We start from the raw sequence: 15,346 nt of genomic DNA on the forward strand, positions 1-15,346 counted from the left end.
ACAAGATCCTCTTGCCCGTTGTAACACGCGTCACATCGATTGTGAACCGACCCCGGCGCGGAACCGGCCGAACCGGGCGTCACGGGCGTGCGTCTGACGATCGATACTGTCCGTGCCTGTCGTGAAACTGGAGCGATGACCGACATTCCCCGCGTTGAGGACGCCCCCGACAGCGATCTGCCCCGCCTGCTCGTCGATCCGCCGTGGACGCGCCGGACCCGCGCGAGCGCCGAGCCGATCGTCGTGAAGGGCCTGAAAAAGCCCAAGACGTCCGTTGTCGAGTCCTGGCCGCCCGGGCTGCGGGACGAGTGGCTGAACATGCCCCACCGCATGTTCCCCGACTCGTACCAGCCCTACCCCGAGGAGCCCGACTGGAAGGTGCTGGCCGAGCGGTACCGCAGCGGTGAGGCGCTGACCGCCCCCCGGGGCGGGGACCGCCGGCACGGCTACTACTGGCTGGTGATGCAGGGTCCCGACGACCTCGCCGAGGAGCTCCTCGGCGACGAGCGCTACTACGACGACTGGGACAGCAGCATCTTCGACGTCGCGCTGAAGCACTTCGCGGCCCGGCGCGGCCTCGCCGCCCACCGGCTGCTGCTCTTCGCGGCGAAGGAGCAGATTCGCTGCGCGGCGGCGCTCGTCCCGTTCCTGGACGACGCCACGGCGCAGCTCATGATCGGCGCGCTCGGCCGGGTCGACGAGGCCGCGCGGCTCTGGTTCACCTGGCACGGCGCCGGGGCGGCCCCGTTCGTGATCCCGGACGCGCTGCGCAAGCCCGGCCCCAAGCGCACGAAGGCCGAGCAGGCCCTCACGCTGATCGCCCGCGAGCACGGCAGCGGCTGCGTCGTGGACGCGGCGCGGGGGTACGGCGAGGAGGCGGTCGCGGCGATCGAGGCGCTGCGCACCGACCCGCTGGACCAGTATCCCGACGATCTGCCGGAATGGGACGAGGAGACCGTCGGCAGGCTCCCGCGACTCCTGCTGCGCGGTCGCGACCGGGCGCTGCCGGTGGAGGCCGTCCGGCACTTCGTGACCATGTTGCTGATCTCCACACCGGAGGACCCGTACCCGGGCTGCGAGCAGGTCGCCGAGCTGTGCGACCCGGCCTCCCTGGCCGAGTTCGCCTCGGCTCTCGGCGTCAACGACCGGGGCAGCGGGCTGTGGGCGTCGCAAGGCGTGCAGTACGCCCTCCGGCGTTTCGGCGACGCCGCCACGGCCGCCCGCCTGGCCGACCGCATGGTGCGCTGGGACAACTACTACACCTGGACGTTCAAGGGGTGGACGGCGCTCGACGTCCTCATGGCGATCGACATGCCCGCCGACGACCGGCTGCGCCACCTGGACCGCATCGTCCGCCGGGGCGCCGACGCCAAGCACCTGCGCCCCCGCGCGCAGGGCCTGCTGAACGCCGCCGCCCGGAAGCGCGGACTGACCTCCGAGCAGCTGGCGGACCTCCTCGTCCCGGACCTCGGCCTTGACGCCGAAGGCTCGATGACGCTCGACTACGGCCCGCGCCGCTTCGTCGTCGGCTTCGACGAGCAGCTCAAGCCCTTCGTGACCGACGAGGACGGCAAGCCCCGCATGGCCCTGCCGAAGCCGGGCGTCAAGGACGACGAGAAACTCGCGCCGCTCGCCTACCAGCGGTTCGCCGACCTCAAGAAGGAGGCCCGCGCGGTCGCCGCCGACCAGATCAAGCGGCTGGAGAAGGCGATGGTCACCGGGCGCTCCTGGACGCCCGAGGAGTTCCGCTCCGTCTTCGCGGGGCACCCCCTGATGCGCCACATCGCACGCCGCCTGGTGTGGTCGGCGGACGGCGCCGCGTTCCGGGTCGCCGAGGACGGCACGCTCGCCGACGTCCACGACGACGAGTACGTCCTCCCGCGGGACGCCCGCGTGACGCTCCCGCACCCGGTCCTTCTCGGCAAGGACACCGTTGCGGCCTGGGCCTCGGTCTTCGGCGACTACGAGATCCTCCAGCCGTTCCCGCAGCTCGGACGTCCCGTCTACGAACTGCGGGACGGCGAGCGCGACGCCGCCCGGCTGGCCCGCTTCGAAGGGCTCACCGCCCATTTCGGCAGGTTCATGGGCATGACGTCCCGCGGCTGGGAGCTCGGCGACAAGGAGACCGGCGGGTTCCGCCGCCAGGTCAACCTGGTCACCCCGGACGAGCGGCACGTGATGGTCGCGTTCGAGCCCGGCATCCGCGTCCTCGACCCCGAGGAGTTCGCTGAGCAGACGATCGAGCGCGTCATGCTGATGACCGGCCGCTACTCCGGGAAGGCGCATCCCTTCGGCGCGCTCGACCCGGTCACCGCGTCGGAGATGCTCGCCGAGCTGACCCGCCTGACCGGCTCCACCACCTGACCGGTGCCTCCGTCCACCGATCGGTGGACGGAGGGTTCCACCGGTCGAGGCTCATGCGCGCCAGGGTGCCGCGGCCAGCATCTCCGGTATGACGGATCTTCTCGTACGCATGGCCCGGTGGAGCGCCGGGCATCCCTGGCGCGGCATGGCGGCCTGGCTGCTGTTCGTGGTGCTGTGCCTCGGCATCGGCGTCGCGGCCGGCGGGCACGCGGCCACGACCGAGGACTACCGGATCGGCGAGGCCGGCCGGGGGGAGGCGATCGCCGCCGAGGGCGGGCTGCAGCAGAGGCCCGTCGAGCACGTGCTGGTCACCGGCAGGGGCGCGGCCGCCGACGCGGCGGCGCGGGACGCCGCCGCGCGGATGGGGCGGCTGCCCGAGGTCGCGTCGGTGTCCGCGCCCGTGCGCTCCGAGGACGGCTCGGCGGTCCGCGTCGACGTGACGCTGAAGGGCCCCGAACTCCAGGGCAAGGAGCACGTCGAGCCGCTGCTGGCCGAGACCGCCGCGGTCCGGGCCGCGCACCCGGACGTGAGGGTGGAGGAGACGGGCGGCCCGTCCATCAGCAAGGGCGTCGGGGAACTGCGCGACGACGACCTCGCCCGCACGGAGATGATCGCGTTGCCGATCACACTGGTCACGCTGCTGCTGGTGTTCGGCTCGTTCGCGGTGGCGGTCGTGCCGGTGGTGCTCGCGCTGACCTCGATCGCGGCGGCGATCGGCCTGTCGATGCTCGCCTCGCACGTCTTCCCGGACGCCGGGGTCGGCGCCAGCGTGATCCTGCTGATCGGCATGGCGGTGGGCGTCGACTACACCCTCTTCTACCTCAAGCGGGAGCGGGAGGAGCGGGCCCGCTCGGGCGGCCGGCTGGACGCGCGGGCGGCCGTGGAGACCGCCGCGGCGACGTCGGGGCGCTCGGTCGTGGTGTCCGGCCTGGCTGTCGCCGCGTCCAGCGCGACCCTCTACCTGGCCGACGACGTCATCTTCTCCTCGATCGCGACCGCGGCGATCGTCGTCACGCTGATCGCGGTCGTCAGCTCGCTGACCGTCCTCCCGGCGGTGCTCGCGAAGCTCGGCGGATGGGCGGAGCGGCGGGCCGTCCGGCGCGGCCGGGCGCCGAAGCCGCCGCGGACGGGCGGCGGCCGGATCACCCGGGCGATGCTGCGCCCCACCGGAAGGCACCCGGCCGCGACGCTGGCCGTGGCCGTCACGGCGATGCTGGCGCTGACCGCGCCGCTGCTGAGCATCGACCTCACCGACATGGGCCGCGACAGCCACCCGCGCGAGATCCCGGCGATGCGGGCCTACGACCGGCTGAACGCGGCGTTCCCGGAGCTGAAGGCCATGCACCAGGTCGTCGTCAGGGCCGACGCCGGACGCGCGGACGAGGTGACCGCCGCCCTGCGGGCCCTGGCCGAGCGCGCCGGGGGCGACCCCCTGCTCGCCGGGACGTCCCAGTTGCGCACCTCGCCGGACGGGCGGATCAGCATGCTCGAACTCGCGGTGCCGCACCACGTGAGCACCGGCGCGGCGCGGCGCTCCCTGGAGCGGGTCCGCGGCGAGTACGTCCCGGAGACCGTCGGGATGCTCGGCGTCGAGACCGCCGTGACCGGGGACGTGGCCCGCTATGCCGACTATCCCGAGCACCAGGAGGGCAAGCTGCCGTTCGTCGTCGGAGCGCTCCTGCTGGTGACGTTCGCGATGACCGTGTGGGCGTTCCGCTCGGTGGTCCTCGGGCTGATCGGCGTGGTGCTGAACCTGCTGTCGGCCGGCGCCTCGCTCGGCCTGCTCACCCTGGTGTTCCAGGGGACGTGGGCGGAGGGGCTGCTCGGCTTCACCTCCACCGGCTCGGTCGGCTCCCGCGTCCCGCTCTTCCTGCTGGTGATCCTTTTCGGGCTGTCGATGGACTACCAGGTGTTCGTGATCAGCCGGATCCGGGAGGCGGCGCTGCGCGGCGTCCCGACCCGGCAGGCGGTGCTGGACGGGGTCGGAGGCTCGGCGAGCGTGGTGACCAGCGCCGCGTTCGTCATGGTCACGGTGTTCGCCGGCTTCGCCACCGTCCACATCATGGAACTGAAGCAGATGGGCTTCGCGCTGGCCGTGGCGGTGCTGCTGGACGCCGCCGTCATCCGCATCACGGTCCTGCCCGCGCTGATGCTGCTGCTCGGCGACCGGTGCTGGTGGCCCTCGCGCGCCGCCCGCCGGACGCCAGGCCGCCCCGCCCGGCCGTCCTCGATGACCGTAGGCTGATCGGCATGGCGCGGCCCGGCGAACGACCCCAGGTGCGAGCGCTCCGCAGGTGGTACGCCGGGGCCTGGGTCCTGTTCGGGCTGGCTCCGTGCGCCCTGGGGGTGGCGGACCAGCCCGACTCCTCCCGGGCCCCGGCGCTGGGGCTGCTGTCCGTGCTCGGGCTCTGCTACCCGATCACCGAGACGTTCCCCGGGAACCCGGTGGTCCGCCGGAACACGTTCCTGGGCGTGCTGATCGCGGGGATCGGCGCCGTCTCCTACCTGATGAACGGCGCCGCGTCCCTGCTCATCACGTCCCTCCCGCACTTCTGGATCCTCGCGGGCGGCCCCCGGCGCGCGGTGGCGCTCAGCGGCGCCGCCACCGCGGCCGCGGTCGCCGGCGGCACCGTCCGGGGCGCCCCGGACGGGGAACCGCTCACCGGCAACTCGATCGCCGCGCTCGTCGGGTACGCGGCCGGGGTCCTGCTCGGGTTGTGGATGCACCGCGTGGTCGGGCAGCACGACGAGCGCGCCCGGATGCTCGAAGCCGACCTGGCCGACGCCGAGCGCCGCCTCGCCGAGGCGCAGCGGCAGCAGGGCGCCGCCGACGAGCGTGAACGGATCGCCCGCGAGATCCACGACACGCTCGCGCAGGGGTTCGCGTCCATCGTCGTCCTGGCGGCGGCGGCCCGCGACGGCCTCCGCTCCGACCCGGACCGCAGCGGCCGTCAGCTCGTGTCGATCGAGGAGACGGCGCGGGAGAACCTCGCCGAGGCGCGCGTCCTCGTCGGGGCGGCGTCGCAGGGCAGCGTCGCGCCCGCGTCGGCCGCCCGGACGCTGCGCCGCACCCTCGACCGGTTCGCCGAGGACACCGGGCTCACCGTCCACGCCGAGCTGCCCGACGTCGAATGCGACCAGACGACCCGGATCGCGCTGCTGCGCTGCACGCAGGAGTCGCTCGCCAACGTCCGCAAGCACGCCGCCGCGTCCACGGTCGGCATCGTCCTCGAACGGCACCCGCACGGCGTCGAGCTGGAGATCACCGACGACGGGCGCGGGTTCGCGGTGGCCGGGTCGCGCGGCTTCGGCCTCGACGGCATGCGCCGCCGCCTCGCCGAACTGGGCGGCGAGCTCACCGTGACCAGCTCCCCCGGCGAGGGCACCCGGATCCTCGCCATGATCCCCGCAAGGGCGTGAGATGACCGCGAGACTCAGAATCATCGTGGTGGACGACCATACGGTCATGCGCGCGGGCGTCGTCGCGCTGCTGGCCGCCGAGCCCGGCATCGAGATCGTCGGCGAGGCGGGCGACGGCCGCGCGGCGATCGCCCTGGCCGAGCGGCTCCGGCCCGACGTCGCGCTGCTCGACCTGCGGATGCCCGTGCTGGACGGGGTCGCGGCCACCGCCGGGATCGGCCGGCTCGGCACCCGCGTCCTCGTCCTCACCACCTACGACACCGACACCGAGATCGAGCGCGCGATCGAGGCCGGGGCCATCGGCTACCTGCTCAAGGACACCACCCGCGACCAGCTGGTCGACGCCATCCGCGCGGCGGCGCGCGGCGAGACCGTCCTCGCGCCGCGGGTGGCCGAGAAGCTCGTCGCCCGGATGCGCCGCCCCGAACCGGCCGCGCTGACCGCCCGGGAGATCGAGGTGCTCCGGGCGGTCGCCGACGGCCTGTCCAACGCCGAGATCGGGCGGCGGCTCGTCATCGCGGAGGCGACCGTCAAGACGCACCTGCTCCGCGTCTTCGCGAAGCTGGACGTCGGCGACCGCACGCACGCCGTCGTCGTCGCCATGGACCGCGGCCTCCTCGCCCGCCAGTACGGCTAGTCGGCGCTGGCGACGGGCAGGGAGCGGAGCCGGAAGGTGGCGAGGAACGCCGCGACGAGCGTCACCGCCACCAGCAGCCCGATCGCCACGGGCAGGTCCACGGTCGACCTCACCGGCGACGCGTCGGTCAGCGCGTCCGTCACCGACAGGCACCACTGCTGGATGGACGCCGACTTGGCGCCCGGCGCGAAGTTGCCGAGCAGCGACTCCCACACCAGCGCGTACAGCAGGCCGATCGTGACGGCGTTGCGGCTGGCGACGGCCAGCGCGACGAACACCGCGCTGTAGACGACGCCGCCGATCAGCACGCCGATCGCGAACGCCGGCGTCAGCTGCGCGGTCGTCCCCGTGAGGACCAGCCCCGCCAGCAGCGTCGGCACCGCGGCGAACGCCGTCACCAGGACGATCGCCACGACCAGCTTCGTCAGCACGATCACCTCGCGCGGGATCGGCTTGGTCAGCACGTACATGATCTGACCGTCGTCGATCTCCGGTCCGATCACGCCGGTCCCGGCGATCAGTGCGAGCAGCGGCAGCAGCGTCGCCAGGCCGAACTTCTGCAGGACGTTCGCCGAGACGTCCAGGTCGTCGTTGCCGGTCACCTTCAGCGCCGCCGCCAGCACCAGCAGGAGCAGCGGCAGCCCCAGCAGGAGCAGCGCGCGCTTGCGTCCGAGCATCGCCCGGAACGTGATCATCGCGATCGTGCCATTCATCGGGCCACCAGGTAGGAGAAGACGCTTTCGAGGGACTCGTCGGCCGGGGAGACCTCCCACAGCCGCACGCCGGCGTCCCGGGAGACCTGCGGGAGCAGCCAGGTGAAGCGCTGGAAGTCGACCGCCTCGACCTGCAGGCCCTTGTCGGTGAGCTGGACGCTGCGGGCCGACCCGTCGGCGATGACGGCGGCGGCGAGCCGCCGGTCGTCGGACGAGCGGACGAGGAAGATGTGCGGCCGGTCGGTCATCAGCCGCCGGATCTTGCGGAAGTCGCCGGACGCCGCGTGCCGCCCCGCCACGATCACCTCGATGTGGCTGGCGAGCCGCTCCACCTCCTCCAGGATGTGCGAGGAGAACAGGATCGTGCGGCCCTCGGCGGCCATCCGCTGGATGAGGTCCATCAGCTGGAGCCGCTGCCGCGGGTCCATGCCGTTGAACGGCTCGTCCAGCAGCAGCACGGGCGGGTCGTGCACCAGCGCCGACGCCATCTTGATGCGCTGCTTCATGCCCTTGGAGTAGTTGCCGATGGGGCGCTCGGCCGCGTAGTCCATCTCCACCAGGCCGATGGCGCGGCGGGCGGCGGCCTTTGGATCGGGCAGCTTGTGCAGTTTGGCCATCGCGAGGATGAACTGCCGGCCGGTGAGGAAGTCGTAGGCCGACTCCCGTTCGGGCACGAGACCGAGGCTGCGGTAGACGCCCGGGTTCCGCCAGATCGGCGTCCCGTCCAGCGTGACGGAGCCTGACGACGGGGCGAGGAACCCGCCCATCATGTGGATGAGCGTCGACTTGCCCGCCCCGTTCGGGCCGAGGAGCCCGGTGACGCCCGGCCCGACCTTCATCGTGACGCCGTTGACGGCGACGACGTTCCCGTACCACCGGGACACGTTCTCCAGGATGAGCTCGCTCATTGTTTCCTCCCATGTGGGGAGGCGACCCCCCACACCCCCCGGCTCGCTCCGCTCATACCTGCTCCATGTGGGGGGACGACTCCCCACACCCCCCGGCTCGCTTCGCTCATCCCTGCACCCCGTGGGGGGACGACCCCCCACACCCCCCGGCTCGCTCCGCTCATTAGGAGAGGCCCGCCTTCCGGAACCTGCGGTACAGCACCGCGATCGAGCCGACGACGATCAGGGTGCACACCGCGAGCGCGACCACGCCGCCGGCGACGCCGGACGGCACCCCGGCGGACGACGACTGCGCGCCGAGCAGCCGCACCTGGACGATGTCGACCAGGTTGAACGGCGTGAACAGCCCCGCCCAGCCCTGGAGCGTGAAGTTCGTCTGCGCCTCGGCGATCCCCTGGACGGCGCCGACGAACGCCGCACTGATCATGTAGACGGCGATGACCGCCGCGACCCCGAACCCGCGCCGCGGCGTGAACGCCGCGACCACCATCCCGATGGCGGCCAGCACGAGCGCGAACAGGACGCAGCCGACGAGCGCGCCGAGGTACTTCAGCAGCTGCTCGCCCGGGTCCGGCATCTTGGAGATCAGGCCGCCGACGTACAGGACGGTGACGGGCACCGCCATCAGCGCGAACAGCGCGGTCGCCATCGCGGCGGCCTTCGCCAGCACGAAGTCGAGATGGCCGACCGGGCGTGAGAAGTACAGCGGGATGACGTGGAAGCGCACCTCCCGCGAGGCCAGCACCGGCGCCTGCGTGGCCAGGAAGATCGCCACGATGACCTGCATGATGTTGGCGTAGGACGCGTAGCGGAAAAGCGCGTCCTCCTGCTTGGTGAAGGCGAACGCCGCGACCGACCCGGCGGCCGGCAACAGCATGATCGCCGCCAGCAGGAACGGCATCACCTTCGCCCGCGCGGGACGGCCGAGGCCGTAGGCGGCGCGCAGGTTGTGCACGTACAGGGACCGCAGCACGTACGCGCGGCCGTTGCGACGCCCCTCGTAGTGCCGGTAGCCGATGTCGTGGATGGTGCTGGTGCTCATCGCGGCGCCCCCTGCTGCACGTCTCCGGGCCGCACGTCTGCGGCCGGGCCCTGCGGCGCCGGCGGCGTCTGGAAGACCTCTTCGATGTGGTGGCGGCGCTGCTCCATCCGGATCAGCCGGAGCCCGAGCTCGGCGACACCGTCGCGGACCAGGTCGTAGGTCTGCTCGCCGACGATGTCCACGACGAGGAACCGGCCCTCCGGATGGACGGTCACGCCCTGGTCGTGGAGGTGCCGCCCCAGCGTGTCGCGTCCCTCCTCCACCTCGACGGTGAGGAAGCCGCTCTCGGCCGTGTACGCCTCGACGGCCTGGGAGCGCAGCAGCTTCCCGCCGTCGATGATGACGACGTGCTCGCAGACCCGCTCCAGCTCGCCCAGCAGGTGCGAGGTGACCAGGACGCTGATCCCGAACTCGGTGCCGATCCGGCGGATCAGGTCGAGCATCTCGTCGCGTCCGGCCGGGTCGAGGCCGTTGGTGGGCTCGTCCAGGAAGACGAGCTTCGGATCGTGGACTAGGGCCTGGGCGAGCTTCACGCGCTGTCGCATCCCCGTCGAGTAGCCGCCGATGGGACGGTAGCGCTCCTCGTACAGGCCGACGTGCCGCAGGGTGTCGGCGGCCCGCTCGCGGGCCGCGGTCGGAGGCAGCCCGCACATCCGGGCCATGTGCACCACGAACTCGGTCGCGGACACGTCCGGCGGCAGGCAGTCGTACTCGGGCATGAACCCGACGCTCTCCCGGATCCGCAGACCCTCGCGCGCGATGTCGAGGCCGAGCACGGTCGCGGTCCCGGAGGTGGGGGGCATCAGCCCGAGGAGGATCTTGATGAGCGTCGACTTGCCGGCGCCGTTGGCGCCGACCAGGCCGACCACTCCGGGCTCGACGGCCACGGACAGGTCGTCCAAGGCGGTCACCCGAGGGAACCTCATCGTCAGGCCCTGGGTGGCGATGATGGGCATACCGTCGAACCTAGCCGCTGGCTCCGCGTGGCACGTCACCCTGAAGAGCGATCAGGGGCAGCCTTTGGTCCGGTGCCGGAACGACCTAAGTTCCCCGCATCGCACTCCTTCGGCCACGCTGCCGCAGCACCGCGGCCCACACGGCCCGCTGGAGGAGCAGGGTCAGGGCGCCCGCGATGATCATTCCGGCGACGTTGACGCCCAGCTGGAGCAGCGAGCCGTTGATCTCGCTGCCGTGCTTGAGCGCCATCGCGACCGCGAGGTTGCCCGCCGCGGGCACGGTGGTGACCGAGATGAAGACCCCGACCAGCGCCGAAGACTTGCCCGCGGTGAGCGACAGCACCCCCGCGGCGCCGGCGAGCAGCGCGACGATGAACGACCAGCGGTCCGGGCTGTAGATGAACGCGGTGAGCGGGCGGTCGTCCGGCAGGCGGTCCAGCTCGATCACGCCGGTCCACCGGGCGGCCAGCGCGCACACGTAGGTGACCGCGATCGCCGTGGCGAACCCGATGACCAGTGCCCGCACCGCGTGCACGATCCGTCCGGGCTGGAGCCGGACGAGCCCGTAGCAGATCGCCGCGATGGCCGCGAACTCCGGCCCGAGGACCATGGCGCCGACCACCAGCACCGGCGAGTCGATCAGCGCCGCGATCGCGGCGAGCTGCGTGGCCAGCACGAGGAACGCCACGAACGACCAGGTCAGCGCGGTGCCCTCGCTGACCTGCCGGTCCAGTTCCTCCCAGACGACGGCGTCGTCGCCGTGCCCCGGCGCCAGGTCCTTGGCCACTTCGGCGCGGTCGGAGAGCGTGAGATCGACCTTGTCGAGGGCGATCGACCCGTCCCGGTCGACGCCCAGGGCGCGCAGCGCGTCCAGGACCTCGTTGGCCGACTCGCGGGCGATGTCGGCGGTGACGAGGTCGCCCCGCGGAGCGCGGGCGGCGCCCTCGATCACCACGACGTTGGTGGCCCCCGCGCAGGCCGCCAGCTCCTTGCAGACCACTTCCGTGCGCTCGGCCGGGACGATCGCTCTGAGATGCAACACGGGCCAATCGTGCCGCAAACACCGCGGCGCCGTGTCACCAGCACATCCGGAGGAACGCCAGGCCAGAATGTTTGATCGATTATTTGCCTTCAAGTTGGCAAAAACGCCTAGAAACTCCCCCAGGACGGTGAAGTCATGACACAGCCTCCGGTGCTGTTGAAGGCCGCGCGGACGGCTGCGGCGGGTCTCGCGCTCGTCGTCCCGCTGGCGACGGCGGGCTGCGAGGGCGACGTGGGCCTCTCGCAGACGGGATCGCCCTCGTCCGGCTCGACCAGGCCCGCCTCCGGCGACGAGGCCAGGGCCCGCAAGAACCTGTCCGGGCTGCGGATCGCGTCCGCGACGGACGGCGGCTACCGGCGCGACGCGTTCGGCACGCGCTGGAAGGACACCGACCACAACGGCTGCGACCAGCGCAACGACGTCCTCGCCCGCGACCTGACGAAGGTCGAGAAGAAGGGCCGCTGCATCGTGCTCGCCGGGAGGCTGGACGACCCCTACAGCGGCAAGCAGATCGACTTCGAGAAGAAGGACGCCGCCGAGGTGCAGATCGACCACGTCTACCCGCTCGCCCTCGCCTGGCGGATGGGCGCCTCCCGCTGGAGCGAGGACAGGCGCGAGCAGTTCGCCAACGACCACGACAACCTGCTCGCGGTCTGGGGCGTGCCCAACCGGCAGAAGAGCGACTCCGGCCCCGGCGAGTGGAAGCCGCAGAAGGGGTTCCAGTGCGTCTACGCGATCAAGTACGTCGCGGTCGCGAAGGAGTACTCGCTACCGGTGACGCGCTCCGACCACGACGCGCTCCAGGACTTCCTCGCCCGCTGCTGAGCGGCCCTAAGCTCGTCCCATGAGCGAATTTCGCGGCAAGGACGCCGAGAACGACGTGGACAGCGCCGAGCGGGAGCTGCCGAGGGTGCGGACGGAACGGGGCGTGGGGGCGCGGGCGACCGGTGCGGAGGTGACCGGCGCGTCCGCGACCGGGCTCACGCTGCGGGCCGGGAACGGGCTCGGCTCCCTCGCGCTCGGGGCCATGGCCCTCGGCGCGGTCGCGGTCGGCGCGGTCGCGATCGGCAAGCTCGCGGTGAAGCGGGCGGTCATCGGCCATCTCCAGGCCGGGACCGTCGAGATCCAGCACCTGAAGGTCGGCCGGCTGGAGATCGACGAGCGCTAGCCGGGCGGGCGGCGTCCGTCCGGCTGGCCGAGGGTCGTGCGGACCACGCCGGCGAGGTGCTCGGCCACCGACCGGGCCTGCGTCTCGGACGCCGCCTCCACCATCACGCGCACCATCGGCTCGGTGCCGCTCGGCCGGATCAGGACGCGTCCGGTGTCGCCGAGGCCGGCCTCGGCGGCGGAGACGGCCGCGGCCAGCTCGGGGGAGGTCTTGGCACGGTCCTTGTCGACGTCCCTGACGTTGATGAGGACCTGCGGCAGCCGCGTCATCACCTTGGCCAGCTCGTCCAGCGGGCGCCCGCGGCGGACCATCGCGGCGAGCAGGTGCATGCCGGTCAGGACGCCGTCCCCGGTCGTCGCGTGGTCCAGCATGATGACGTGGCCGGACTGCTCGCCGCCGAAGCCGAAGCCGCCCTCCTTCATCGCCTCCAGGACGTACCGGTCGCCGACCGCGGTCTCCACGACGGTGATGCCCGCCTCCCGCATGGCCAGCTTGAAGCCGAGGTTCGACATCACGGTCGCGACCACGGTGTCGGCGGCGAGCGCGCCGGCCTCGCGCAGGTCCAGGGCCAGGATCGCCATGATCTGGTCGCCGTCGACGACCTCGCCGCCCGCGGTCACCGCCAGGCACCGGTCGGCGTCGCCGTCATTGGCGATGCCGGCGTCCGCGCCGTGCTCGCGGACGGCCTTCTGCAGCGCCTCCAGGTGCGTGGAACCGCAGCCGGAGTTGATGTTCAGCCCGTCGGGGGCGGTGCCGATCGTGATGACCTCGGCTCCCGCGCGGCGCAGCGCCTCCGGGGCGACGTCGCTGGACGCGCCGTTGGCGCAGTCGATGACGACGCGCAGGCCGTCCAGCGACACCGGGACCGTGGTCAGCAGGTGCGCGACGTACTGCTCGACCGCGCCGTGCGCCTCCCGGACGCGGCCGACGCCCGCGCCGGTCGGCGGCTCCCACGCCTCGCCGAGCCGCGCCTCGACGCGGTCCTCCAGATCGTCGGGGAGCTTGTAGCCGCTGCGGTCGAAGAACTTGATCCCGTTGTCGGGGGCCGGGTTGTGCGAGGCCGACAGCATCACGCCGAGGTCGGCGTCCAGCGTGTGGGTCAGGTGCGCCACCGCGGGCGTCGGCAGGACGCCGAGACGCAGCACGTCCACCCCGGCGCTCGCGAGGCCCGCCACGACGGCGGCCTCCAGGAACTCGCCCGAGGCGCGGGGGTCGCGGCCGACCACCGCGACCGGGCGGTGCCCCTTGAACGCGCCCTGCTCCCCCAGCACCCGCGCCGCCGCGACGGACAGGTCCATGGCGAGCGGGGCGGTCAGGTCGCGGTTGGCGAGTCCGCGCACGCCGTCGGTCCCGAACAGACGAGCCACAGTTCAACTCCCGATCAGAGAGAAGGTTCCGGAAATGAGGGAGAGGCCACCCGGAAAAGCGGACGAGCCGCCGCACCCGGGTGCGCCGGCCGTGCGGGCCGGCTGCGGAGAAGCCACGGGGTGCGACGGCTCGTGCCGTCGATCAACGCTTGCTGTACTGCGGAGCCTTGCGGGCCTTCTTGAGACCGGCCTTCTTGCGCTCCGGCACCCGCGCGTCGCGGGTGAGGAAGCCGGCCTTCTTCAGCGCCGGGCGGTGCTCGATGTTGGCGAACTGCAGCGCGCGGGAGATGCCGAGGCGCAGCGCGCCGGCCTGGCCGGTGGTGCCGCCGCCGTTCACGCGCGCGAGCACGTCGAACTGGCCCTCCAGGCCCAGCAGCACGAACGGCTCGTTCACGATCTGCTGGTGCACCTTGTTCGGGAAGTACTGGTCCAGGGTGCGGCCGTTGATCTTCCACTGGCCGCTGCCGGGAACGAGGCGGACCCGCGCGATGGCCTGCTTGCGGCGGCCGGTGCCGGCCGACGGGCCGGTCGCGACCGGCTGGCCGAGGAGGCCCTCGCCGGCGGCCTCGGGGGTCTCGGTGCTGTACTCGGACGGGGCTTCCTCGTACGAGTCGAGCTCGGCGGCCTGCTCGGCGCCGGTGGTGTCGTCCACGGTTCTCCTCGGGGTTTTCTGGCCAGGGCGGCTGACCCGTCAGGCGGGTGCCCCGGCGGCCACTGCTTCCGGGTCGCGCGCGATCGGCTCGCGCGCGGGCGTCACTTCTTGATCTGGCTGATCTGGGTGATCTCGAACGGGACCGGCTTCTGCGCCTGGTGCGGGTGCTCCGGCCCGGCGTAGACCTTCACCTTGCCGAACATCTTCCGGCCGAGGGAGTTCTTGGGCAGCATGCCCTTGATCGCCTTCTCGACCGCCCGCTCGGGGTGCTTGGCCAGCAGGTCGCCGTAGCTCACCGAGCGCAGACCGCCCGGGTAGCCGGAGTGCCGGTAGGCCCGCTTCTGCTCCAGCTTGTTGCCGGACAGCGCCACCTTGTCGGCGTTCACGATGACGACGAAGTCACCGGTGTCGAGGTGCGGGGCGTAGATCGGCTTGTGCTTACCCCGGAGCAGCTGTGCGACCTGACTGGCGAGACGGCCCAGCACGACATCGGTCGCGTCGATGACGTACCACTGACGCTGGACGTCAGCGGGCTTAGGGGTGTACGTGCGCACGGGCGTCAGCCTTCGTTTCTCGTCGACTCTCAGCGGTTTCGATCCTTCACCCGTCCTCGCGGACGGGCTGCCACTGGCAGCGGAATCCTGCTCGCGCCGATCAGAGGATCATCCGACCCGGCGCTCCGGGATGCCGGGGCCCGCACGCGGCCACGGGGGCGCACATGACGGGGACACACCGGCAGGTCGTCGCGCCTCCCGCCTGCAGCGAGCAGGCGCCGACGCACACAACAAACACGCAGGATACTCGGCCGCGTGCACACGGGTCAAAACGAGCCGCCGTGGCGCTTCGGGCCGCGTGCCAAGTATGCCGCATGCGCCGAATGCCAGAAAGAGAACGTTCAGCACCGCAACGATCACACTTCGTAGCGACTAAGCCTTTCTGGGATCATTTCGGTAACGGAGGGTCCATATCGGGATATGGTGCCGGGCGACCGGTCCATGCCGGCTCACGCCGGCCCGCACCCGGGAGCCCCCGCTGACTACTCCCCGCAGACCAGCCGATCCCGCCGGAGGCCGCCCG

Annotated in this window: 14 protein-coding genes; 6 read left to right on the plus strand and 8 right to left on the minus strand. The window is 72.2% G+C overall.

Annotated features, from left to right (window positions below; genetic code table 11):
• The first annotated feature begins 135 nt into the window (after positions 1 to 135).
• The 4 genes from CHC11_RS28480 to CHC11_RS28495 all read left to right on the plus strand — a co-directional run bounded on the left by CHC11_RS28480 (position 136) and on the right by CHC11_RS28495 (position 6,421).
• Entirely contained in the window at positions 136 to 2,364 is a 2,229-nt protein-coding gene (locus tag CHC11_RS28480; RefSeq protein ID WP_089314910.1) for a DUF4132 domain-containing protein, read from the plus strand.
• A gap of 88 nt (positions 2,365 to 2,452) precedes the next feature.
• Entirely contained in the window at positions 2,453 to 4,609 is a 2,157-nt protein-coding gene (locus CHC11_RS28485) for an MMPL family transporter (protein ID WP_089314911.1), read from the plus strand.
• Between the two features lie 515 nt (positions 4,610 to 5,124).
• Positions 5,125 to 5,784, plus strand: coding sequence for a sensor histidine kinase (locus CHC11_RS43965; RefSeq protein WP_425427358.1), 660 nt, complete (start codon positions 5,125 to 5,127; stop codon positions 5,782 to 5,784).
• 1 nt (position 5,785) lies between these two features.
• Positions 5,786 to 6,421: a response regulator gene (locus CHC11_RS28495; protein WP_089314912.1), complete on the plus strand. Its 636-nt coding sequence runs from the start codon at positions 5,786 to 5,788 to the stop codon at positions 6,419 to 6,421.
• Here the strand turns inward: CHC11_RS28495 and CHC11_RS28500 are convergent.
• From CHC11_RS28500 to CHC11_RS28520, 5 genes are all read right to left on the minus strand, one after another.
• Positions 6,418 to 7,134 carry an ABC transporter permease gene (locus tag CHC11_RS28500; RefSeq protein ID WP_089314913.1) on the minus strand — a complete coding sequence of 239 codons (717 nt, stop codon included), beginning with the start codon at positions 7,132 to 7,134 and terminating at the stop codon, positions 6,418 to 6,420. The two genes, CHC11_RS28495 and CHC11_RS28500, sit on opposite strands and share 4 nt — an antisense overlap.
• Positions 7,131 to 8,042 carry an ABC transporter ATP-binding protein gene (locus CHC11_RS28505; RefSeq protein WP_089314914.1) on the minus strand — a complete coding sequence of 304 codons (912 nt, stop codon included), beginning with the start codon at positions 8,040 to 8,042 and terminating at the stop codon, positions 7,131 to 7,133. The genes CHC11_RS28500 and CHC11_RS28505 overlap by 4 nt, the downstream gene beginning before the upstream one ends.
• A 163-nt stretch (positions 8,043 to 8,205) precedes the next feature.
• Entirely contained in the window at positions 8,206 to 9,084 is an 879-nt protein-coding gene (locus CHC11_RS28510) for an ABC transporter permease (protein ID WP_089314915.1), read from the minus strand.
• Positions 9,081 to 10,040: an ABC transporter ATP-binding protein gene (locus CHC11_RS28515; protein WP_089314916.1), complete on the minus strand. Its 960-nt coding sequence runs from the start codon at positions 10,038 to 10,040 to the stop codon at positions 9,081 to 9,083. Before CHC11_RS28515 ends, CHC11_RS28510 begins: the two co-directional genes overlap by 4 nt.
• An 85-nt stretch (positions 10,041 to 10,125) precedes the next feature.
• Entirely contained in the window at positions 10,126 to 11,082 is a 957-nt protein-coding gene (locus tag CHC11_RS28520; protein WP_089314917.1) for a DUF389 domain-containing protein, read from the minus strand.
• A 135-nt stretch (positions 11,083 to 11,217) separates the two neighbouring features.
• Here CHC11_RS28520 and CHC11_RS28525 point away from each other — a divergent pair, with 135 nt between their 5' ends.
• Positions 11,218 to 11,907 (plus strand): HNH endonuclease family protein, encoded by a 690-nt coding sequence (locus tag CHC11_RS28525; protein ID WP_089314918.1) that lies wholly within the window; start codon positions 11,218 to 11,220, stop codon positions 11,905 to 11,907.
• 19 nt (positions 11,908 to 11,926) lie between these two features.
• A complete protein-coding gene (locus CHC11_RS28530) occupies positions 11,927 to 12,250 on the plus strand; it encodes a hypothetical protein (RefSeq protein ID WP_089314919.1) in 324 nt (107 codons plus the stop codon).
• Here the strand turns inward: CHC11_RS28530 and glmM are convergent.
• The 3 genes from glmM to rplM all read right to left on the minus strand — a co-directional run bounded on the left by glmM (position 12,247) and on the right by rplM (position 14,823).
• Entirely contained in the window at positions 12,247 to 13,617 is a 1,371-nt protein-coding gene (gene glmM, locus CHC11_RS28535; protein WP_089314920.1) for a phosphoglucosamine mutase, read from the minus strand. The genes CHC11_RS28530 and glmM overlap by 4 nt on opposite strands.
• 142 nt (positions 13,618 to 13,759) lie before the next feature.
• Entirely contained in the window at positions 13,760 to 14,269 is a 510-nt protein-coding gene (rpsI, locus tag CHC11_RS28540) for a 30S ribosomal protein S9 (protein WP_089314921.1), read from the minus strand.
• Positions 14,270 to 14,370: 101 nt separating this feature from the next.
• Positions 14,371 to 14,823 carry a 50S ribosomal protein L13 gene (gene rplM / locus CHC11_RS28545; protein WP_089314922.1) on the minus strand — a complete coding sequence of 151 codons (453 nt, stop codon included), beginning with the start codon at positions 14,821 to 14,823 and terminating at the stop codon, positions 14,371 to 14,373.
• Positions 14,824 to 15,346 lie beyond the last annotated feature (523 nt).

The organism is Actinomadura mexicana (assembly GCF_900188105.1).
GTDB lineage: Bacteria > Actinomycetota > Actinomycetes > Streptosporangiales > Streptosporangiaceae > Spirillospora > Spirillospora mexicana.

Bases quoted from the DNA above. Each gene is read 5' to 3' on its own strand.
- CHC11_RS28505 (WP_089314914.1), bottom strand. From the start codon at position 8,042: ATGAGCGAGCTCATCCTGGAGAACGTGTCCCGGTGGTACGGGAACGTC.
- CHC11_RS28510 (WP_089314915.1), bottom strand. From the start codon at position 9,084: ATGAGCACCAGCACCATCCACGACATCGGCTACCGGCACTACGAGGGG.
- CHC11_RS28485 (WP_089314911.1), top strand. From the start codon at position 2,453: ATGACGGATCTTCTCGTACGCATGGCCCGGTGGAGCGCCGGGCATCCC.
- CHC11_RS28515 (WP_089314916.1), bottom strand. From the start codon at position 10,040: ATGCCCATCATCGCCACCCAGGGCCTGACGATGAGGTTCCCTCGGGTG.
- CHC11_RS28480 (WP_089314910.1), top strand. From the start codon at position 136: ATGACCGACATTCCCCGCGTTGAGGACGCCCCCGACAGCGATCTGCCC.
- CHC11_RS28525 (WP_089314918.1), top strand. From the start codon at position 11,218: ATGACACAGCCTCCGGTGCTGTTGAAGGCCGCGCGGACGGCTGCGGCG.
- CHC11_RS28530 (WP_089314919.1), top strand. From the start codon at position 11,927: ATGAGCGAATTTCGCGGCAAGGACGCCGAGAACGACGTGGACAGCGCC.
- CHC11_RS43965 (WP_425427358.1), top strand. From the start codon at position 5,125: ATGCTCGAAGCCGACCTGGCCGACGCCGAGCGCCGCCTCGCCGAGGCG.
- CHC11_RS28500 (WP_089314913.1), bottom strand. From the start codon at position 7,134: ATGAATGGCACGATCGCGATGATCACGTTCCGGGCGATGCTCGGACGC.
- CHC11_RS28495 (WP_089314912.1), top strand. From the start codon at position 5,786: ATGACCGCGAGACTCAGAATCATCGTGGTGGACGACCATACGGTCATG.